Raw genomic sequence first — 20,313 nt, forward strand, 5'->3', positions numbered from 1 at the left:
TATCCAGCGTTTAGTGGGTTCGCTCGATGATGTAATCGGCAAACGCTTCCAGAATGTCGGTATTGTAGGGCAAAGATTGCAAGGCTGTTAAGGCTTTACCATGCAGTTCGCGAGCCAGCTCACGGGCATTGTCGAGCCCCAGCAGCGCCGGATAGGTACTCTTTTCCAGCGCCAGATCGGAACCCTGTCGCTTGCCGAGGGTGGCGGTGTCACCCGTGATGTCGAGGATGTCATCCTGCACCTGGAAGGCGAGACCGATGGCGGCGGCATAGCTTTGCAGCGCGCTCAGGGTAGTTTCATCCACGTCGGCCTTGCACAGGGCGCCGAGCGCCACGGCGCACTCGATGAGGGCTCCGGTCTTGTGGCGGTGTACCTGCTCCAGCTCGGCCAGGGTGATCTGACGCCCCTCCGCCTGCAGGTCCAGCGCCTGGCCACCGCACATGCCGAGATAGCCGGAGGCGCGGGCCAGCCGGCTCAGCATTCGCACCCGGTTGCCCAGCAGCGAATCCGGCATCGGGTGATCAGCCAGAATGGAGAAGGCCAGGGTCTGCAGGGCGTCGCCGGCCAGGATGGCGGTGCCTTCATCAAATGCCTTGTGTACTGTCGGTTGACCGCGACGCAGATCGTCGTCATCCATGGCGGGCAGATCGTCGTGCAGCAGGGAGTAGGCGTGGATGCACTCCACCGCGGCGGCGGGGCCGTCCAGCAGCTCGCTCTTGACGCCCAGCATCTCGCCGACGGCGTAGACCAGAAAGGGGCGCACCCGCTTGCCACCCAGCAGCAGGCCATAGCGCATGGCATCGCGCAGGCGAGGGGCCATGGGTGGCAAGGATTCAAGTTGTGCAGAGAGACAGTCGTCAATACGTTGCCGGTGCAGGCGGGAAAAATCGTCCAGCGTCACTCACTCCTCTCCTTGCTCTGGCTGGAAGGGAACTGCGTGCTCGCTGCCATCGGCCTGAGTCAGCAGGATCTGGATCTTCTGCTCGGCCTGCTCCAGCTTCTGCTGGCCGGCACGCACCAGGTGAATGCCCTGTTCGAACTGCTTGAGGGCCTCTTCCAGCGGCAGGGAGCCCTGTTCCAGTTGATGAACTATGGTTTCCAGCTCTTCCAGAGTGGCATCAAAACTCAGGCGGTCGATTTTTTTACTGGCCATGTCCATCCTCGGGGATTGAAAAAAACGGCTTATCTTAACATCGACGGCGGGCAGGGGGGAGGCAGAAAAATGCCATCGGCTTAAACTCTCGGAAAAGTGGCCGATAATAAGCCATCTTCCAAAGGGGAAAATGGTAGCGGCCCTTGCCGCTGGTGAGCCAATAGCAGAAAATTCAACAAACTACAGATACAACAAATTTCAGCTGACAGGAGTAGGGATGTGGATCTAGGTAGTCTGATTGGCATAGTGCTGGGATTTGGGGTGGTCATCTATGGCATGCTGCTGGGTGGCCCTGTGGGGATGTACATTGACGTTCCTTCAATCTGCATCACGGTGTTAGGCTCCATCTTTATCGCCATGATGAAGTTCAACATCGGCCAGTTCCTGATGGCGTTCAAGGTGGCCGGCAAGGCATTCATGTACAAGGGAGACAAGCTTGACGATCTGATCGTCAAGGCAGTCGAGCTGGCCGATGCGGCCCGCAAGGGCGGTTTTCTGGCGCTGGAAGCGGCCGAGGTGCCCAACCCCTTCATGAAAAAGGGCATCGACATGCTGGTGGACGGTCACGACGCCGACGTCATCCGTGCCGTGATGGAAAAAGACATAGAGCTCACCGCCGAGCGCCATGTCATCGCCATCAAGGTGTTTCGGTCGCTGGGGGATCTGGGGCCGGCCATGGGGATGATAGGTACCCTGGTCGGGCTGGTGGCCATGCTGGCCAACATGAGCGATCCCAAATCCATCGGCCCGGCCATGGCGGTAGCCTTGCTCACCACTCTGTACGGCGCCATTGAGGCCAACATGCTTGCCATCCCCATCGCCGACAAGCTGGAGCTGCGCAGCGGTGAGGAGAAGCTGAGTCGCTGCCTGGTGCTGGACGCCATCATGGGCATCCAGGATGGCCAGAATCCGCGGGTGATCCAGTCCATGTTGCAGAACTACCTCAACCAGTCGAAACGCAACAATGGCGATGAATAGGGGGCTGTATGTCTGATTGCAAATGTCCGCCCCCCGGGCTGCCCGGTTACATGGGCACTTTCGCCGATCTGATGTCGCTCTTGATGTGCTTCTTCGTGCTGCTGCTCTCGTTTGCCGAGATGGATGTGCAGAAGTTCAAGCAGATTGCCGGCTCCATGGAGAAGGCGTTCGGGGTCCAGAACATTCTCGAGGTGAAGGACATCCCCAAGGGAACCTCCGTCATTGCCCAGGAGTTCAGACCGGGTCGCCCGGAACCAACACCCATCGATACCATCATGCAGCAGACCATCGACATGACCCAGACCGAGCTGGAATTCCAGCCCGGTGATGCCGACAAGGCTGGTGGTCATGACAAGAGCGAAGACAAGCTGGTGGGGGGCGACACCCAGCAGGAGGCGCAGAAACAGCAGCAGGAGCAGTCCAATGCGCTGGCCAAGGCGCTGGCGGATCAGATGAAGGCGCAGATCCAGGATGGGGCGATCGAGATCGAGGCGCTGGGCCAGCAGATCATCATCCGGATCCGCGAGAAAGCCGCCTTCCCGGCGGGCTCTGCCTTCCTGCAGCCCCAGTTCTGGCCTGTGGTGCGCAAGGTTGCCGCCTTGCTCAAGGATGTACCCGGCGAGATCACCATCTCCGGTCATACCGACAACGTAGCCACCGAGGATGAGCTGTTCCAGTCCAACTGGGAGCTCTCCTCCCAGCGGGCGGTGGCGGTGGCCCACCAGATGATCAAGGTGCCCGGTTTTGATGGCAGCCGGCTGGTGGTGCAGGGCATGGCGGATACTCAGCCGCTGGTGCCCAACACGACACCGGAGAACCGGCGCATGAACCGGCGGGTGGAGATCTCTATCATGCAGGGCAAACCGACGGTATCTGCGCCGATCAGCGCCCAGGAGCAGAAATAGTCACAGACAATTGTGATGCCAAAGCGCGATCTGCCTCGCAGGGACCGACATGGATTTTGTGCCGGCTTCATATTAAGATGCCTCATCCGAACCGACAGCTGCGGCTCTCTCTGATAGCCGCAGCTTCTCTTTTCAAGCAACCCAGGTTTCGACTATGAATCATACTCCGATGACTGTTCGCGGCGCTGAAAAGCTGCGTGAAGAGCTCGAATATCTCAAGACCGAGCTTCGTCCGCAGATTATCGAAGCGATTGCAGATGCCCGTGAACATGGTGATCTGAAAGAAAACGCCGAATATCATGCTGCCCGCGAGCAGCAAGGCTTCTGTGAAGGCCGTATCCAGGAAATTGAGAGCAAGCTATCCAACGCTCAGGTGATCGACGTCACCAAGATGACCAACAATGGTCGTATCATCTTCGGGGCGACCGTGACGCTGCTCAAGAGCGAGACGGAAGAAGAGGTGGTCTACCGCATCGTGGGTGACGATGAGGCGGACATCAAGCAGAACATGATCTCCGTGAATTCGCCCATTGCCCGCGCCCTGATCGGCAAGGAAGTGGACGATGTCGCCATCGTCAAGACGCCATCCGGCGACGTGGAGTACGAGATCCTGGAAGTCGCCTACCTCTGAGGTAGCGACCAGCCAGCAACAGGGGAGCCCGGCTCCCCTGTTTGTATTCAGCGGGGCTGATAAGCCTGGGTGAAGGCGTCCTGATGGCGCTGAAACATCCATCCGCGCAGTTGTTCAAGATCCTCTCTGGCCATCTGGAAGTGCAGTGCCCAGCCCTGTATGCCGTTGCGACGGTGGATCCGCCTGACCGGCTCTGCGCTGAGGGGCAGAGGAGGGAGACCTTCGATCAGCAGGGTGCCTGCCAGCGTGGTATCCATGGCCAGCTCGGCCGGTAAGCCTTCCACCACCAGCCCGTCCAGCGACAGGCTGTGCACCAGGTAGTCCTCTTCTCCCATCTGGAAGCGGGCCTGTTCATCCAGCCGCCAGGTGCGCGGATGAGGGTAACCCAGCTCCTTGATGACGGGGGCGGCGATGCGTGGTTCGACGAAGCCGTCATCGCCCTGAGTGAAACGCAGTGGGAAACGGAGCTGGTGTCCGGCGAAGCGGGCTTCCAGTACCAGCTGGTCGGCGCGTTGCAACAGGCCAAGCAGGGGGGTGGCGAGATAACCGCTCAGGGGTTGTCCGGCGGCCGTCTCCTGATCGTTTCCCAAGTCCCGTAGCATGGCCAGTTCATCTTCGGTGAGAATCTGATGGTGATCCATAGCGGGTTTCCACGAGTATTCATCGCAGGTTAAGGGCCTGGCGACTACTTTGGCAAGCGACTTGGGAAGAGAGAAAATGAGAGGAAAGAGCGATGCTCTTTCCTGTTACTTGCGGGGCAGTTGGATTTTCGGCTCGTTGGCCTGACGGTAGATGGTCAGCACGTGGCCGATGCTCTGTACTTTCACCGCGCCGGTTTCACGGACGATGGCATCCATAACTAGCTGTTTCATCTCACGATCTTCAGACGCAACCTTAACCTTGATCAGCTCGTGGTGGTTGAGCGCCAGATCGATCTCGGCCAGCACACCTTCGGTCAGACCGTGTTGTCCCAGCAGGACGACCGGCTTCAGACTGTGGGCAAGGCCCTTGAGGTACTGTTTCTGTTTATTGTTGAGAATCATGGCAATTTCTTCATAAGTCAGGGTTGAAAGGGGCGTATTCTACCCCCACTTAGCCCTTAATACTAATAACCCTTGTGGTTTTTTAAAGTCGACAATCATGACCCAGAAAAAACATTCCCCCAGTTCAACCCGCTGGTTAAAAGAGCATTTTGACGATCAATACGTCAAGAAAGCCCAGAAGTTGGGGCTGCGTTCCCGTGCCGTGTTCAAGATCGACGAGATCCAGGGCAAGGACAAACTGCTCAAGCCCGGCATGACGGTGGTGGACCTGGGGGCGGCCCCCGGTGGATGGTCCCAGTTTGCCATCGATCAGGTCGGTGACAAGGGCCGGGTGATCGCCTGTGATATTCTGCCGATGGATTCCATCGCCGGTGTCGATTTCCTGCAGGGAGACTTTCGGGAGGAAACTGTACTGGGAGCTCTGCTTGAGCGGGTTGGTCCGGACAAGGTTGACGTTGTCATGTCCGACATGGCACCCAACATGAGCGGTACCCAGCAGGTGGATCAGGCCCGTTCCATGTATCTGGTCGAACTGGCGCTGGACATGTGCAATCAGGTCCTGCGTTCCAACGGCAGTTTCGTGGTCAAGGTATTTCAGGGGGAGGGGTTTGACATCTATCTCAATGAAATCCGTAAGCTTTTCTCTGCTGTCAAGATTCGTAAACCAGACTCGTCTCGTGCCCGTTCACGAGAAGTCTACATTGTGGCTACCGGTTTTAAACTGTAGTACCCTAACCTTCATCGTTAACTGTCAGTCTGCGAGGTTACTGATTTGAGTGACATGGCGAAAAACCTAATCCTGTGGCTGGTCATCGCCGTCGTGTTGATGTCGGTGTTCAATAGCTTCAGCCCCAGCGATACCACCAGTCGCCAGCTGGACTATTCCAGCTTCGTTAAAGAAGTGACCCAAGAGCAGATCCGTGAAGTACGGATGGATGGCAAGGTCATTAATGGCGTCAAGCGCACCGGTGAACGCTTCACCACCATCATCCCGGCGCCGGATCCCCAGCTGCTCAACGACATGCTCAATCACAATGTCAAAGTGATGGGCGAGAAGCCGGAAGAGCCGTCTCTGATCACCTCCATCTTTATCTCCTGGTTCCCGATGCTGCTGCTGATCGGTGTCTGGGTCTTCTTCATGCGTCAGATGCAGGGCGGCGGTGGCAAAGGTGCCATGTCGTTTGGCAAGAGCAAGGCTCGCCTGATGAGTGAGGATCAGATCAAGACCACCTTCGCCGACGTAGCCGGTTGCGATGAGGCCAAGGAAGAGGTCAAGGAGCTGGTAGACTATCTGCGCGACCCGAGCAAATTCCAGAAACTGGGCGGCAAGATCCCGACTGGGGTACTGCTGGTAGGTCCTCCCGGTACCGGTAAGACCCTGCTGGCCAAGGCCATTGCGGGTGAGGCCAAGGTGCCGTTCTTCACCATTTCAGGTTCGGACTTCGTGGAAATGTTCGTGGGTGTGGGTGCCTCCCGGGTACGCGACATGTTCGAGCAGGCCAAGAAATCCTCCCCCTGCATCATCTTCATCGATGAGATCGACGCCGTCGGTCGCCAGCGTGGCGCCGGTCTGGGCGGTGGTCACGATGAACGCGAGCAGACTTTGAACCAGATGCTGGTCGAGATGGATGGCTTTGAGGGCAATGAAGGCATCATCGTCATCGCCGCTACCAACCGTCCTGACGTACTGGATCCTGCCTTGCTGCGTCCGGGCCGTTTCGACCGGCAGGTCGTAGTCGGTCTGCCGGATGTGCGTGGCCGCGAGCAGATCCTCAAGGTGCATATGCGCAAGGTGCCGCTGGCGGATGACGTCAACCCGGCGCTGATTGCCCGCGGTACTCCTGGTTTCTCCGGTGCCGATCTGGCCAACCTGGTCAACGAAGCCGCTCTGTTCTCCGCGCGCGAAAGCCGCCGCGTGGTGTCCATGGCCGAGTTCGAGAAGGCGAAGGACAAGATCATGATGGGCGCAGAACGTCGCTCCATGGTGATGAAAGAGTCCGAGAAGGAGATGACGGCTTATCATGAAGCGGGTCACGCCATCATTGGTCGCGTGGTACCGGATCATGACCCTGTCTACAAGGTCTCCATCATTCCGCGCGGTCGTGCGCTGGGTGTGACCATGTACCTGCCGGAGCAGGATCGCTGGAGCCACTCCAAGCAGCATCTGGAGTCCATGATCTCCAGCCTGTACGGTGGTCGTCTGGCGGAAGAGCTGATCTACGGTGCCGAGAAGGTATCGACCGGTGCATCCAACGACATCGAGCGTGCCACCGACATCGCCCGCAAGATGGTGACCCAGTGGGGCATGTCCGAGCGTCTCGGTCCCATGCTCTACGCGGAAGAAGATGGCGAGGTGTTCCTCGGCCGCAGCATGGCCAAGGCCAAGCACATGTCCGATGACACCGCTCGCATTATCGATGCCGAGGTCAAGCAGGTGATCGACCGCAACTACGACCGTGCCAAGCAGATCCTGCTGGACAACATGGACGTGCTGCACAGCATGAAAGATGCGCTGATGAAGTACGAAACCATCGATGCCAAACAGATCGATGATCTGATGGCTCGTCGCGAAGTGCGTGCTCCCAGCAACTGGCATGACGAGCACGGCGATACCCCGCAGGGTGGTGCTACTGTGGCACCCGAGCCCAAGCCGACCGTGACCGAGGCGGAACAGGTTGCCGATGTCGATATCGACAAGGCCAACGACCTGCCTGCCAAATAAATCGTGATGATACAAACCCCGGGCTGGCCCCGGGGTTTTTCTTTATGTCCATGGAAGTGAAGATGCAGCTAATCAGCAAGGGGCTCAGCCTCTCCCTCGAACGTCCCCATGTCATGGGGATCCTCAATGTGACACCGGACTCCTTCTCCGACGGCGGTCATTTCAACCAGCTGGAGCGTGCGATGACCCATGCACGCCAGATGGTGGCGGAGGGGGCAACCCTCATCGACATCGGTGGTGAATCGACCCGTCCCGGTGCTCCCGACGTGAGCGAACAAGAGGAACTGGACAGGGTCCTTCCCGTGGTGGAGCGCATGGCGCGTGAGCTCGACGTGATGATCTCCCTCGACACATCCAAGGCGGCGGTGATGCGGGAGGGCTGCGTGGCGGGGGCCCATCTTATCAACGACGTACGAGCCCTGCTCGAACCAGGGGCGCTGGCTGCGGCCGCCGCTGCCGACGTCCCTGTGTGTCTGATGCACATGCAGGGGCAACCGAGAACCATGCAGGCCGAGCCCCATTACGATGACCTGTTGGGGGAGGTGAGAGCCTTCTTTGATGAGCGGATCGCCGCCTGCTTGACGGCCGGTATCGCTCGTGAACAGCTGCTCCTGGACCCTGGCTACGGTTTTGGCAAGACCCTTGCGCATAACTATCAGCTGCTGGCACAGCAGGAGTCATTGCTCGATTACCAGCTGCCGCTCTTGGTCGGCATGTCGCGAAAGTCTATGATAGGCAACTTGCTCGGTCGCCCGGTTGATGAACGGCTGGCCGGCAGCCTGGCCTGTGCCCTTGTCGGGATGCAGCGTGGAGCCCGGATCATCCGGGTGCACGATGTGCGAGCGACCATGGATGCTCTGCGCACAGGCTGGATGGTCATGACGGGACAAGATTTCATATCTAAATAAAAATCGAGAACAGACTATGGCAAGAAAGTATTTTGGCACCGACGGTGTACGCGGCAAGGTGGGTGAATACCCGATCACTCCAGATTTCGTGATGAAACTGGGCTGGGCCGCGGGCAAGGTGCTCTCCAAGAAGGGTACCCGCAAGGTGCTGATCGGCAAGGATACCCGTATCTCCGGCTACATGCTGGAGTCGGCGCTGGAAGCGGGTCTTTCCGCCGCCGGTCTCAAGGCCATTCTGATGGGCCCCATGCCCACTCCGGCCGTTGCCTACCTGACCCGCACCTTCCGTGCCGAGGCAGGCATCGTGATCAGTGCTTCCCACAACCCCTATTACGACAACGGCATCAAGTTTTTCTCCGCCGATGGTACCAAGCTGCCTGACGAGGTCGAGCTGGCCATCGAAGCCGAGCTGGATCACGAACTGAAGTGCGTGGAGTCCGCCGAGCTTGGCAAGGCGTTGCGCATCGACGATGCCGCCGGTCGTTACATCGAATTCTGCAAGAGCACCTTCCCCTCCAATCTGAGCCTGGAAGGGCTGAAAATGGTGGTGGATTGCGGCCATGGTGCCACCTATCACATCGCGCCTTCCGTTTTCCGCGAACTGGGGGCCGAGGTGATCGCCATCGGCTGCAGCCCGGATGGTCTCAACATCAATGATGGTGTCGGCTCGACCGCCCCGGAGGCACTGGCCGCCAAGGTGCTGGAGTGCAAGGCTGATCTTGGCGTTGCCTTCGACGGCGATGGCGATCGCCTGGTGATGGTGGATCACACCGGCTATATCATCGACGGTGACGAGATCCTCTACATCATCGCCCGCGATGCCCTGCGTAACGGTCGCCTCAAGGGCGGTGTTGTCGGCACTCTGATGGCCAACATGGGGCTGGAGCTGGCGTTGCAGACCCTGGGCATTCCGTTCGCCCGCGCCAAGGTGGGTGACCGCTATGTGCTGGAGATGATGAACGAGAAGGGCTGGCGCATCGGTGGCGAGAACTCCGGTCACATCATCTGCCTGGATCAGACCACCACCGGGGATGGCATCGTCGCCGCCCTGCAGGTGCTGACCGCCATCTGTACCGCGGAGATGCCGCTGGCCAAGCTGCGTTCCGGCATGAACAAGTTCCCGCAGGTGCTGGTCAACGTGCGCTTTGCCGAAGGCAAGGACCCGCTGGCGGCTGACGCCGTACAGCAGGAAGTGGCCAGGGTGGAACAGGAGTTGGCTGGTCGTGGCCGTGTGCTGCTGCGCAAGTCCGGCACTGAACCCCTGATCCGCGTGATGGTGGAGGGGGAGCACGAGCAACAGGTGCGTGACATGGCACAACGCATTGCACAACAGGTTGAATCGGCGTTTTAATGAACAAATGGGGCGGCTTTTTAGCCGTCCTGGTTGTATCTTGTTCAAACGATTCAAAAATTTAAAAATAGCGCTTGTCAGCTGACAATCCTCTGGATATTATCAGCCCCGCTTTCGCAAGGGAGTTGCCGATGGGACATCGCAAGCCGTTTGTAGCAGCCAACTGGAAGTTACACGGTAGTAGGTCGCAGTTAGAGCAGTTTGCCGGCCAATGCCTGAAAGGTATTGGTGAACAGGTAGACGTGGTCTTGTGTCCATCCCATGTGCATCTCGACTTCACGGCAGCTCTGCTCGGTGAGCAGAGGGTGATGAAGTTGGGGGCTCAGAATGTGAGCCAGCACAGACATGGCGCTTACACGGGTGAAATCTCGTGTCAGATGCTGGTTGAGGCAGGGTGTCGATACGTATTGGTAGGGCACTCCGAGCGCAGGCGTCTCTTTGGTGAGACCAGTTTTATCGTTGCAGAGAAGTTTGCGGCGGCCAGGTCGGCAGGACTTGTTCCAATCCTCTGTTTGGGGGAGTCGGGTGCGGCAAGGCAGGCGAGAAGAACCTTCGAGGTTATTGCCGAAGAGCTGGATATCGTCATAGAGAAAAATGGCGCGATGGCTTTCGATAATGCTATCATCGCCTACGAGCCGATTTGGGCTGTAGGTACAGGTAAATGCGCCACACCCGAGCAGGCACAAGAGGTTCATTCCTTTATACGTGGTCGCTTGGCGGAGGATACTCCGGTCATAGGTGAGAAAGTCAGAATCATCTATGGTGGGAGCGTGACACCGGCCAATGCGAGAGAGTTGTTTGCCCAGCCCGACATTGACGGCGGCCTGATTGGTGGAGCAAGTCTCGATGACCAGACGTTTTTAGGAATTGTTGAAGCGGCAAAGGGTGCAAGTTAAATGTACGAGATTCTTTTGGTCGTTTATCTGCTGGTATCACTGGCTCTGATTGGTCTGGTGATGATTCAGCAAGGTAAAGGGGCTGACATGGGCGCCTCCTTCGGCGCAGGGGCATCGAATACCGTATTCGGCTCCGGTGGTTCAGGCAGTTTCCTGACCCGCACAACAGCGATTTTGGCTACTCTGTTCTTTTTGATTAGCCTGGTGCTCGGCTCTATGTCCAGCAACAAGGTCAAACAGGGTAGTGAATGGGAAAATCTGCAACAGACCCAACAGGTTGAGCAGAGCAAAGCGCCAGTAAAGAAAGACACTGACGTTCCCGAGTAAGAGTTTTGCCGTGGTGGTGGAATTGGTAGACACGCTATCTTGAGGGGGTAGTGCTCTAGGGTGTGCGGGTTCGAGTCCCGCCCACGGCACCAATTAAGCAGTCAGCCTGGGTGACCAGGTGTGTTATAGCCAGTCAGTCTTGTGTGACGAGAGTGAAGTGGCTATAATCTCGCACGATTTCGGACGCGGGGTGGAGCAGCATGGTAGCTCGTCGGGCTCATAACCCGAAGGTCGTCGGTTCAAATCCGGCCCCCGCAACCAAATTTCACGCATTTCCTACGCTCAGGAAGGCGGTCGCTGCGAGGCGACAATCAGGGTAAAGCGCCAAGCCCCGATTTGATATCGGGGCTTTTTGTTATGTGCAATTTACTCTGAATCTATTTCTATCTGGGCTTTATGCCCTTTTTTTGTTTTTCGGAGGGTGACTTTGGCTACGTTGGAACAACGTTTGACCGATCTGCTCGAGGCTCCTGTCGTTGCCTTGGGTTTTGAACTGTGGGGTATCGAGTTTATCCGTGCGGGTAAACACTCCACCTTGCGCGTCTACATCGACGGCGAGCATGGCGTGAGCGTCGAGAACTGTGCAGAAGTCAGCCATCAGGTTGGCGCCATCATGGACGTCGAGGATCCCATCACCGAGGAGTATTACCTCGAGGTGTCCTCCCCGGGTCTGGATCGCCCCCTGTTCAAGGTTGCCCAGTTCGAAAAATACGTTGGCCAAGAGGCGGCGGTTTCGCTTCGGATGGCAACAAACAACCGCCGCAAGTTCAAAGGCGTAATCAAAGCCGTGCAGGGCGACATGATCACTCTGACGGTAGATGGTAAGGACGAAGTGTTGGCTTTCACCAATATCCAAAAAGCGAACATAGTGCCGAACTTTGGTTAACGAGGCTATCGGATATGAATAAAGAGATTTTGCTGGTCGTTGACGCAGTGTCCAACGAGAAGGCGGTTCCCCGCGAGAAGATTTTCCAGGCTCTGGAAACCGCACTGGCGACGGCGACCAAGAAAAAATATGAAGGCGAGATCGAAGTTCGGGTAGAGATCGATCGCAAGACCGGCGACTACGACACCTATCGCCGCTGGGTCGTCATCGCGGATCAGGCCGCCATGGAGAACCCCTACGCCGAGATCACCCTGGAAGCGGCGCAGATCGAGCAGCCGGACATCCAGATCGGTGAATATGTTGAAGATCAGATCGACTCCGTCACCTTCGACCGCATCACCACCCAGACCGCCAAGCAGGTCATCGTGCAGAAAGTGCGCGAAGCCGAGCGTTCACAAGTCGTTGACCAGTTCAAGGACAAAGAAGGCACCATCATCAGTGGCGTGGTCAAGAAGAGCAACCGCGACAACGTGATCCTGGATCTGGGCAGCAACGCCGAGGCCGTGATCTTCCGTGACGACATGCTGCCGCGCGAGACCTTCCGTCCGGGCGACCGCATCCGTGGTCTGCTTTACGCTGTGCGTCCGGAAGCCCGTGGTTCCCAGCTGTTCGTCAGCCGCTCCAGCCCGGACTTCCTGAAAGAGCTGTTCCGCATCGAAGTGCCGGAAATCGGCGAAGAGATGATCGAAATCATGGGCGCCGCCCGTGATCCGGGTTCCCGCGCCAAGATCGCGGTCAAGACCAACGATCGCCGCATCGACCCGATCGGTGCCTGTATCGGCATGCGCGGTGCCCGCGTTCAGGCGGTCTCCGCCGAGCTGAGCGGCGAGCGCGCCGACATCGTGCTGTACGATGACAACCCGGCCCAGTACGTGATCAACGCCATGGCGCCGGCCGATGTGGCCTCCATCATCGTCGATGAAGACAACCACACCATGGACATCGCCGTGGAAGCCGCCAACCTGGCTCAGGCCATCGGCCGCAACGGTCAGAACGTGCGTCTGGCCTCCCAGCTGACCGGTTGGGAACTGAACGTGATGACAGTCGAGGACATGCGTGCCAAGCACCAGGCCGAAAACGACCGCATCATGAACCTGTTCACCAGCACCCTCGACATCGATGACGATTTCGCCGGCCTGCTGATGGAAGAGGGCTTCTCCACCCTGGAAGAGATCGCCTTCGTACCGGTCAACGAGCTGCTGGCCATCGACGGTCTGGATGAAGACATGGTCGAAGAGCTGCGCAAGCGTGCCAAAGACGCCCTGACCACCAAGGCGCTGGCCAAAGAAGAATCCTTTGAAGGTGTTGAACCTTCCGAAGAACTGCTCAATCTGAACGGCCTCGGCCGTGAAATGGCGTACGCCCTGGCCGCTCGCGGCATCGGTACCCTGGAAGATTTGGCAGAGCAAGGCATCGATGACCTTGCTGATATCGAAGGGCTGACCGCCGAGAAGGCCGGTGAGCTGATTATGGCTGCTCGCAATATCTGTTGGTTCGGAGAAGAGCAGTCTAGTTAAGATCAAACGGAGGAAAATGAATGGCAGAAGTATCAGTCAAACAACTTGCCACTGACATCGACACACCGGTTGATCGTCTTCTCCAGCAGTTTGTCGATGCCGGTATCAGCAAGAGCAAGGCCGACGACATGGTCAGCGAGTCTGAGAAACAGACTCTGCTGACTCACCTGAAGAAACAGCATGGAGGTGACGAGGTCGCCGCACCTGCCCGCATGACCTTGCAACGCAAGACCAAGAGCACCATCAGTGTTCAGGGGACTGGCGGCAAGAACAAGGAAGTGCAGGTAGAAGTGCGCAAGTCTCGCACCTATGTAAGACGCTCGGCGCTGGAAGATGAACAGCGTCAGGCGGAAGCCGAGGAAAAAGCGCGTTTGGAAGCAGAAGAAAAAGCTCGTCGCGAAGCCGAAGAGAAGGCTCGTCTCGATGCTGAAGAGAAGGCTCGCCGTGAGGCTGAGCAGGCTCGTCGTGAAGCTGAGGAAAAGGCGCGGATCGAGGCACAACAAAAGGCTCGACAGGCTCAACAGCCCGCCAAAGCAGCCAGTAGCACAGCTCAGCAAGAGGCAGAAAAGATGGCCAAGCGCGAAGCAGAAGAACTGAAGCGCCAACAGGAACAAACAGCTTTGCAAAAGGCTGAAGAACTCGCCGCCAAGAAAGCCGAAGAGGCTCGTGTCATGGCGGAACAGAACGCAGCCCGCTGGGCTGAAGAAGAAGCCGCTCGCGCCAAAGAGAGCAGCGATTACCATGTGACCACCTCCAAGCACGCCCAGGCTGCTGAAGATGAACTGGATCGCAAGGAAGAGACCAGCCGCCGCACCGCTGCTGCTGCCAAGGGGCCGAAGAAGGCCGGTCGCCGCGACGACGATCGCAACGACCGTAACTCCCGTGACCCGCGCGCCCGTAAAGGCAAGCGTGGCAAGGTGGCTACCCCGAACGCGATGAAGCACGGCTTCAACAAGCCGGCTGCCGCCGTCAACCGTGACGTCATCATCGGCGAGACCATCACTGTGGCTGAGCTCGCCAACAAGATGGCCGTCAAGGGTGTTGAAGTCATCAAGGTGATGATGAAGATGGGTGCCATGGCCACCATCAACCAGGTGATCGACCAGGAGACCGCTCAGCTGGTCGCCGAGGAGATGGGTCACAAGGTGGTGCTGCGTCGTGAGAACGAGCTGGAAGAGGCGGTGCTGTCCGATCGTGACGAGACCTCCGAAGCCAAGCCGCGCGCGCCGGTCGTGACCATCATGGGTCACGTTGACCACGGCAAGACCTCGCTGCTGGACTACATCCGTAAAGCCAAGGTGGCTGCCGGTGAAGCCGGTGGTATTACCCAGCACATCGGTGCGTACCACGTACAGACCGACAGCGGCATGATCACCTTCCTGGATACCCCGGGTCACGCGGCGTTTACCTCCATGCGTGCTCGTGGTGCCAAGGCAACCGACATCGTGGTGCTGGTCGTTGCAGCAGACGACGGCGTGATGCCGCAGACCATCGAAGCCATCCAGCACGCCAAGGCTGCCGGTGTGCCGCTGGTTGTTGCGGTCAACAAGATCGACAAGCCGGAAGCGGATCCGGATCGCGTCAAGACCGAGCTGGCCCGCTACAACGTCATGTCCGAAGACTGGGGTGGTGACTGCCAGTTCGTGCACGTCTCCGCCAAGTCTGGCGAAGGCATCGACGACCTGCTGGAAGCCATTCTGATCCAGGCTGAAGTCCTGGAGCTGAAAGCCGTGGTTGACGGCATGGCCAACGGCGTCGTGATCGAGTCCTTCCTCGACAAGGGCCGTGGTCCGGTTGCCACCGTGCTGGTACAGGAAGGTACCCTGCGTCAGGGCGACATCGTGTTGTGTGGTCTCGAATACGGCCGTGTCCGTGCCATGCGTGATGAGCTGGGTCGCGAGATCAAGGAAGCGGGTCCGTCCCTGCCGGTGGAAATCCTCGGCCTGTCCGGCGTTCCCTCTGCCGGTGACGAAGCCACCGTTGTGCGTGACGAGAAGAAAGCCCGTGAAGTGGCGCTCTATCGTCAGGGCAAGTTCCGCGAAGTCAAGCTGGCTCGCCAGCAGAAGGCCAAGCTGGAGAACATGTTCGCCAACATGACCGAAGGCGAAGTGTCCGAAGTGAACGTGGTGATCAAGGCCGACGTACAGGGTTCCGTGGAAGCGATCTGCGATGCGCTGGTCAAGCTCTCCACCGACGAAGTGAAGGTGAAGATCGTTGGTTCCGGCGTGGGTGGTATCACCGAGACCGACGCCACCCTGGCGGCCGCGTCCAGCGCCATCCTGGTGGGCTTCAACGTCCGTGCCGATGCTTCTGCTCGCAAGGTCATCGATGCCGAGAGCCTGGATCTGCGTTACTACTCCGTCATCTATGACCTGATCGACGAAGTGAAGCAGGCCATGAGCGGCATGTTGGCCCCCGAGTACCGTCAGGAAATCATCGGTCTGGCCGAAGTGCGCAGCGTCTTCAAGTCACCGAAGTTCGGCGCCGTTGCCGGCTGTATGGTTACCGAAGGTGTGGTCAAGCGTTCCAACCGTATTCGCGTTCTGCGCGACAACGTGGTTATCTATGAAGGCGAGCTGGAATCCCTGCGTCGCTTCAAGGATGACGTCAACGAAGTCAAGAACGGCTACGAGTGTGGTATCGCGGTTAAGAACTACAACGACGTACGCGAAGGCGACCAGATCGAAGTTTACGAGACCGTTGAAATCCAACGGACTCTGTAAGCCAAGAGTCAGATTAAATAGGGGGCCGCGGCCCCCTTTTATCGCAGGATAGAATATGGCCAGAGAATTTAGCCGGACCCGTCGGGTCGGACAGCAGATCCAGCGCGAAATCGCGCTCATTCTGCAGCGCGAGGTAAAAGACCCGCGCATCGGCATGGTGACCGTTTCCGATGTGGAAGTGTCCCGTGACCTCAATTACGCCAAGGTGTATGTCACCTTCTTGCAGCTGGAAAATGATGCCGAGCGCATCAAGGAAGGGCTCAAGGCGCTGACCGAAGCCGCCGGCTACATCCGCAGCCTGCTGGGCAGTGCCATGCGCCTGCGCGTGGTGCCCGAGTTGCGCTTCTTCTATGATCAGACCCTGGTTGAGGGGATGCGCCTCTCCAACCTGGTGACCAACACCATCCGCGAAGACAAGCGTCGCATGGCCGAATCCGGTCGTGAAGAAGACGAAGCCGCACCGGATGACACTACTGAGGATAAAGCCTGAGATGTCTCGTAGACGTCGTTTCAAGGGCCGTGACGTACACGGTATCCTGCTGCTGGACAAGCCGACCGGCCTGACCTCCAACGATGTGTTGCAGAAGGTCAAACGGATTTACAACGCCGCCAAGGCCGGTCACACCGGCGCCCTGGATCCGCTGGCAACCGGCATGCTGCCGATCTGCCTCGGCGAGGCCACCAAGTTCTCCCAGTATCTGCTGGAGGCGGACAAGCGCTATGAGGTGACCGCCAAGCTGGGCGAGCGCACCAACACCAGCGACTCCGATGGCGAGGTGGTCTCCACCCGTCCGGTGAACGTGGCCGTGGGTACCCTGATCGAGGCGCTGGACCAGTTCCGCGGCCCCATCATGCAGGTGCCGTCCATGTATTCGGCTCTCAAGCACAACGGCCGTCCGCTCTACGAATATGCCCGTGAAGGCATCGAGATCGAGCGTGAAGCCCGTCCCATCACCGTTTTCGAGCTCAAACTGCTGAGCTTTGAAGGGGATGAGGTGCGACTTGAGGTGCACTGCAGCAAGGGTACCTACATCCGCTCCCTGGTGGACGATCTGGGGGAAGTGCTGGGCTGTGGCGCCCACGTCACCCAGCTGCGCCGCACCCAGGTGGCCAGCTACCCCTATGAGCGGATGCTGACCCTGGAGCAGCTCGAGTGCATCTTCGAGCAGGCCAAGGCCGAGAGCATTCCGCCGCGCGAGCAGCTGGATCCCCTGCTGCTGCCGATGGATACCGCGGTGGCTTCCCTGCCCGAGGTGAACATGCTGGCTGCCGTGGCCGCCTATGTGAACCAGGGCCAGGCCGTGCAGGTGGCAGGCAGCCCGCAGAGCGGCCAGGTCCGCATGACGGTCGGCCCGGAGCGCGAATTCATCGGGGTTGGCGAGATCGACGACGAGGGACGCGTCGCGCCCAAGCGTCTGGTGCGCTACCACGACGAGGAGTGATCCTCAGGCGGTATCAGGTTGCTTGCCCGTTGCGCGTCTTTATCGTTGCGAAAAGGGGCGGGGACGATTATGATACCGCCCTCATTTCACGGCTGAATTAGAGATTGGCTGTGAACCTTTAAACACTCTACTGGAGTATTACCATGTCTCTAAATGCTGAGATCAAAGCTCAAATCGTTGCTGACAACGCTCGTTGCGCCAACGACACTGGTTCCCCCGAAGTGCAAGTTGCCCTGCTGACTGCCCAGATCAACCATCTGCAAGGTCACTTCAAGGAGCACTCCAAGGATCACCACGGTCGTCGCGGTCTGCTGCGCATGGTTTCCCAGCGTCGTAAGCTGCTGGACTACCTGAAGCGTAAAGACGTTCAGCGTTACGCTGCTCTGATCGCCAAGCTGGGTCTGCGTCGTTAATCGACCATCAGATTTCGCGAAAAAGGGGAACCTCCGGGTTCCCCTTTTTTATTGCGCGTCAGGCTGTTGCCGCCCTCACAGAATTTGTGTCACTGCTTACCTTTTGCATCGAATCAAGTATAATTGCACGCGAATTTAAAGCGCCAAATTGTAAAAAGGAAATTCACGTGAATCCTATTGTAAAGTCATTCCAGTACGGTCAACACACCGTCACTCTGGAAACCGGTGTGATGGCCCGTCAAGCCACTGCGGCCGTCATGGTCAGCATGGACGATACCTGCGTATTTGTGACCGTCGTTGGCAAGAAAGAGGCCGATCACGGCCGTGATTTCTTCCCGCTGACCGTCAACTATCAGGAGCGTACCTATGCTGCTGGTCGTATCCCGGGTGGTTTCTTCCGTCGTGAAGGTCGCCCGAGCGAAGGCGAGACCCTGATCTCCCGTCTGATCGACCGTCCTATTCGTCCGCTGTTCCCGGAAGGCTTCCTCAATGAGGTTCAGGTGGTTGCCACCGTCATGTCCGTGAACCCGGCCGTCTCTCCCGACATCGTTGCCATGATCGGTGCCTCCGCGGCGCTGGCCATCTCCGGCATCCCGTTCGGCGGCCCGATCGGTGCAGCCCGCGTGGGTTACATGAACGGTCAGTACGTGCTGAACCCGACCACTACCGAACTGCCCCAGAGCGATCTGGATCTGGTGGTTGCCGGTACCGCCAACGCCGTGCTGATGGTGGAATCCGAAGCGGCCATCCTCTCCGAAGAGGTGATGCTGGGCGCCGTGGTCTTTGGTCACGAGCAGATGCAGGCCGTTATCAACGCCATCAACGAATTCGCTGCCGACGTCGGCACCAAGCCGTGGAACTGGACTGCGCCTGCCGTCAACGAAGCGCTGAAAGCCAAGGTTGCCGAGCTGGCGACAGCTGAGCTGGGTGAAGCCTACCGCATCACCGAGAAGGCCGTGCGTTACGAAACCATCGGTGCCATCAAGGCTCGCGTGGTTGAACAAGTCATCGCTTCCGGCGTGGAAGAAGATGCCAAGAAGATCGGCGAAGAGTTCCACAGCCTGGAAAGCCGCATCGTTCGTGGTCGCGTGGTACGTGGCGAGCCGCGTATCGATGGTCGCGATCCTGAGATGATCCGCGCCCTGTCCGTCGCCACCGGCGTACTGCCGCGTGCCCACGGCTCCGCCCTGTTCACCCGCGGTGAAACCCAGGCCATGGTCGTTGCAACCCTGGGTACCGAGCGTGACGCCCAGAACATCGACGAGCTGACCGGCAACCGCGCCGATCGCTTCATGCTGCACTACAACTTCCCGCCATACTGCGTCGGTGAGACCGGCATGATGGGTAGCCCGAAGCGCCGCGAAATCGGTCACGGCCGTCTGGCCAAGCGCGGCGTTGCTGCCGTGATGCCGAGCGCCGATGAGTTCCCGTACGTGGTACGCGTGGTCTCTGAAATCACCGAATCCAACGGCTCCTCCTCCATGGCCTCCGTCTGTGGTTCCTCCCTGGCGCTGATGGACGCCGGTGTGCCGATCAAGGCCTCCGTTGCCGGTATCGCCATGGGTCTGGTGAAGGAAGAAGAAGGTTTCGTCGTGCTGTCCGACATCCTGGGTGACGAAGATCACTTGGGCGACATGGACTTCAAGGTTGCCGGTACCACTGAAGGTGTGACCGCCCTGCAGATGGACATCAAGATCGAAGGCATCACCAAAGAGATCATGGAGATTGCCCTGAAGCAAGCTCGTGGTGCTCGCCTGCACATCCTGAAAGTGATGGACGAAGCCATCCAGGCGCCGCGTGCCGAGATCTCCGATTTCGCCCCGCGCATCCACACCATCAAGATCAACCCGGAGAAGATCAAGGACGTCATCGGCAAGGGTGGTTCCGTGATCCGCGCCCTGACCGAAGAGACCGGCACCAACATCGAGCTGGATGATGACGGTACCGTCCGCATCGCCGCCGTTGACGGTGATGCCGCCAAGGAAGCGATCCGCCGCATCGAGGCCATCACCGCCGAGATCGAAGTGAACCGCATCTACGAAGGCAAGGTCGTCCGTCTGGCCGACTTCGGCGCCTTCGTCAACATCCTGCCGGGCAAAGACGGTCTGGTACACATCTCCCAGATCACCGATGCACGCGTGCAGAACGTGGCCGACTACCTGAAGATCGGTGACGTGGTGAAGGTGAAGGTACTGGAAGTGGACCGTCAGGGCCGCGTACGTCTCTCCATCAAGGAAGCGAACGCCCCGACCGAAGCTGCCGCCGCTCCGGCTGCCGTTGCCGTCGAAGAGCCGGCTGCCGAATAAGTCGCCGAGCCGTGAAAAGCCGACCTCTGGGTCGGCTTTTTTTATATTTGTGGCCTGATGTTGTCTCTCTTGAGGCCCCTTGTTATAACGAAAGGCTTCTCGCGCGACGGGC

20 protein-coding genes and 2 tRNA genes are annotated in these 20,313 nt (G+C 58.6%); 18 read left to right on the top strand and 4 right to left on the bottom strand.

Annotated features, from left to right (window positions below; all coding sequences use genetic code 11):
• Window positions 1-10: 10 nt before the first annotated feature.
• Both ispA and xseB read right to left on the bottom strand, forming a co-directional pair.
• Window positions 11-901, bottom strand: a complete 891-nt coding sequence (ispA, locus tag ACB033_RS00820) for a (2E,6E)-farnesyl diphosphate synthase (RefSeq protein WP_139723818.1) — start codon at window positions 899-901, stop codon at window positions 11-13.
• Window positions 902-1,153, bottom strand: a complete 252-nt coding sequence (xseB, locus tag ACB033_RS00825) for an exodeoxyribonuclease VII small subunit (RefSeq protein ID WP_005298113.1) — start codon at window positions 1,151-1,153, stop codon at window positions 902-904.
• Window positions 1,154-1,372: 219 nt separating this feature from the next.
• Here xseB and pomA point away from each other — a divergent pair, with 219 nt between their 5' ends.
• The 3 genes from pomA (at window position 1,373) to greA (ending at window position 3,667) form a co-directional block, all read left to right on the top strand.
• Window positions 1,373-2,131, top strand: a complete 759-nt coding sequence (gene pomA, locus ACB033_RS00830; protein WP_005298116.1) for a flagellar motor protein PomA — start codon at window positions 1,373-1,375, stop codon at window positions 2,129-2,131.
• A gap of 8 nt (window positions 2,132-2,139) precedes the next feature.
• Complete coding sequence (locus ACB033_RS00835; protein WP_005298118.1) at window positions 2,140-3,036, top strand: flagellar motor protein MotB; 897 nt, start codon at window positions 2,140-2,142, stop codon at window positions 3,034-3,036.
• Between the two features lie 154 nt (window positions 3,037-3,190).
• A complete protein-coding gene (greA, locus tag ACB033_RS00840; protein ID WP_005298120.1) occupies window positions 3,191-3,667 on the top strand; it encodes a transcription elongation factor GreA in 477 nt (158 codons plus the stop codon).
• Window positions 3,668-3,714: 47 nt separating this feature from the next.
• On the opposite strand, the gene ACB033_RS00845 is transcribed toward greA, so the two are convergent.
• Both ACB033_RS00845 and yhbY read right to left on the bottom strand, forming a co-directional pair.
• A complete protein-coding gene (locus ACB033_RS00845) occupies window positions 3,715-4,308 on the bottom strand; it encodes a hypothetical protein (RefSeq protein ID WP_010633109.1) in 594 nt (197 codons plus the stop codon).
• A gap of 105 nt (window positions 4,309-4,413) precedes the next feature.
• A complete protein-coding gene (yhbY, locus tag ACB033_RS00850) occupies window positions 4,414-4,710 on the bottom strand; it encodes a ribosome assembly RNA-binding protein YhbY (RefSeq protein ID WP_005298134.1) in 297 nt (98 codons plus the stop codon).
• Window positions 4,711-4,807: 97 nt separating this feature from the next.
• Between yhbY and rlmE the strand changes: the two genes are divergently transcribed.
• The 15 genes from rlmE to pnp all read left to right on the top strand — a co-directional run bounded on the left by rlmE (window position 4,808) and on the right by pnp (window position 20,201).
• The gene (gene rlmE, locus ACB033_RS00855) at window positions 4,808-5,437 is read left to right on the top strand and encodes a 23S rRNA (uridine(2552)-2'-O)-methyltransferase RlmE (protein WP_005298136.1); all 630 of its coding nucleotides are present in this window, start codon (window positions 4,808-4,810) and stop codon (window positions 5,435-5,437) included.
• A 45-nt stretch (window positions 5,438-5,482) separates the two neighbouring features.
• Window positions 5,483-7,432, top strand: a complete 1,950-nt coding sequence (gene ftsH, locus ACB033_RS00860) for an ATP-dependent zinc metalloprotease FtsH (RefSeq protein ID WP_017765155.1) — start codon at window positions 5,483-5,485, stop codon at window positions 7,430-7,432.
• Between the two features lie 62 nt (window positions 7,433-7,494).
• On the top strand, window positions 7,495-8,340 hold the full coding sequence (gene folP, locus ACB033_RS00865; RefSeq protein WP_139431597.1) for a dihydropteroate synthase: 846 nt from the start codon (window positions 7,495-7,497) through the stop codon (window positions 8,338-8,340).
• A 16-nt stretch (window positions 8,341-8,356) separates the two neighbouring features.
• Window positions 8,357-9,691 (top strand): phosphoglucosamine mutase, encoded by a 1,335-nt coding sequence (glmM, locus tag ACB033_RS00870; protein WP_005298142.1) that lies wholly within the window; start codon window positions 8,357-8,359, stop codon window positions 9,689-9,691.
• 131 nt (window positions 9,692-9,822) lie between these two features.
• A complete protein-coding gene (tpiA, locus tag ACB033_RS00875) occupies window positions 9,823-10,587 on the top strand; it encodes a triose-phosphate isomerase (RefSeq protein WP_139723815.1) in 765 nt (254 codons plus the stop codon).
• The gene (gene secG, locus ACB033_RS00880; protein ID WP_010633113.1) at window positions 10,588-10,914 is read left to right on the top strand and encodes a preprotein translocase subunit SecG; all 327 of its coding nucleotides are present in this window, start codon (window positions 10,588-10,590) and stop codon (window positions 10,912-10,914) included. It begins immediately after the preceding gene.
• 7 nt (window positions 10,915-10,921) lie between these two features.
• A tRNA-Leu gene (locus ACB033_RS00885) sits at window positions 10,922-11,006 on the top strand.
• Between the two features lie 92 nt (window positions 11,007-11,098).
• Window positions 11,099-11,175 (top strand) — tRNA-Met (locus ACB033_RS00890).
• Between the two features lie 166 nt (window positions 11,176-11,341).
• Window positions 11,342-11,800, top strand: coding sequence for a ribosome maturation factor RimP (gene rimP, locus ACB033_RS00895; RefSeq protein WP_005298148.1), 459 nt, complete (start codon window positions 11,342-11,344; stop codon window positions 11,798-11,800).
• 14 nt (window positions 11,801-11,814) lie between these two features.
• Window positions 11,815-13,317 (top strand): transcription termination factor NusA, encoded by a 1,503-nt coding sequence (gene nusA, locus ACB033_RS00900; RefSeq protein WP_005298150.1) that lies wholly within the window; start codon window positions 11,815-11,817, stop codon window positions 13,315-13,317.
• Between the two features lie 20 nt (window positions 13,318-13,337).
• A complete protein-coding gene (gene infB / locus ACB033_RS00905) occupies window positions 13,338-16,040 on the top strand; it encodes a translation initiation factor IF-2 (protein WP_005298153.1) in 2,703 nt (900 codons plus the stop codon).
• Between the two features lie 55 nt (window positions 16,041-16,095).
• A complete protein-coding gene (gene rbfA / locus ACB033_RS00910) occupies window positions 16,096-16,530 on the top strand; it encodes a 30S ribosome-binding factor RbfA (RefSeq protein ID WP_005298154.1) in 435 nt (144 codons plus the stop codon).
• A gap of 1 nt (window position 16,531) precedes the next feature.
• Window positions 16,532-17,482, top strand: a complete 951-nt coding sequence (gene truB, locus ACB033_RS00915) for a tRNA pseudouridine(55) synthase TruB (RefSeq protein ID WP_019839525.1) — start codon at window positions 16,532-16,534, stop codon at window positions 17,480-17,482.
• Between the two features lie 143 nt (window positions 17,483-17,625).
• On the top strand, window positions 17,626-17,895 hold the full coding sequence (gene rpsO / locus ACB033_RS00920) for a 30S ribosomal protein S15 (RefSeq protein WP_005298162.1): 270 nt from the start codon (window positions 17,626-17,628) through the stop codon (window positions 17,893-17,895).
• Between the two features lie 167 nt (window positions 17,896-18,062).
• Window positions 18,063-20,201, top strand: a complete 2,139-nt coding sequence (gene pnp / locus ACB033_RS00925; RefSeq protein WP_005298164.1) for a polyribonucleotide nucleotidyltransferase — start codon at window positions 18,063-18,065, stop codon at window positions 20,199-20,201.
• Window positions 20,202-20,313: the final 112 nt, after the last annotated feature.

Origin of the sequence: Aeromonas sp. S15(2024), assembly GCF_041402265.1 — a bacterium.
GTDB lineage: Bacteria > Pseudomonadota > Gammaproteobacteria > Enterobacterales > Aeromonadaceae > Aeromonas > Aeromonas dhakensis.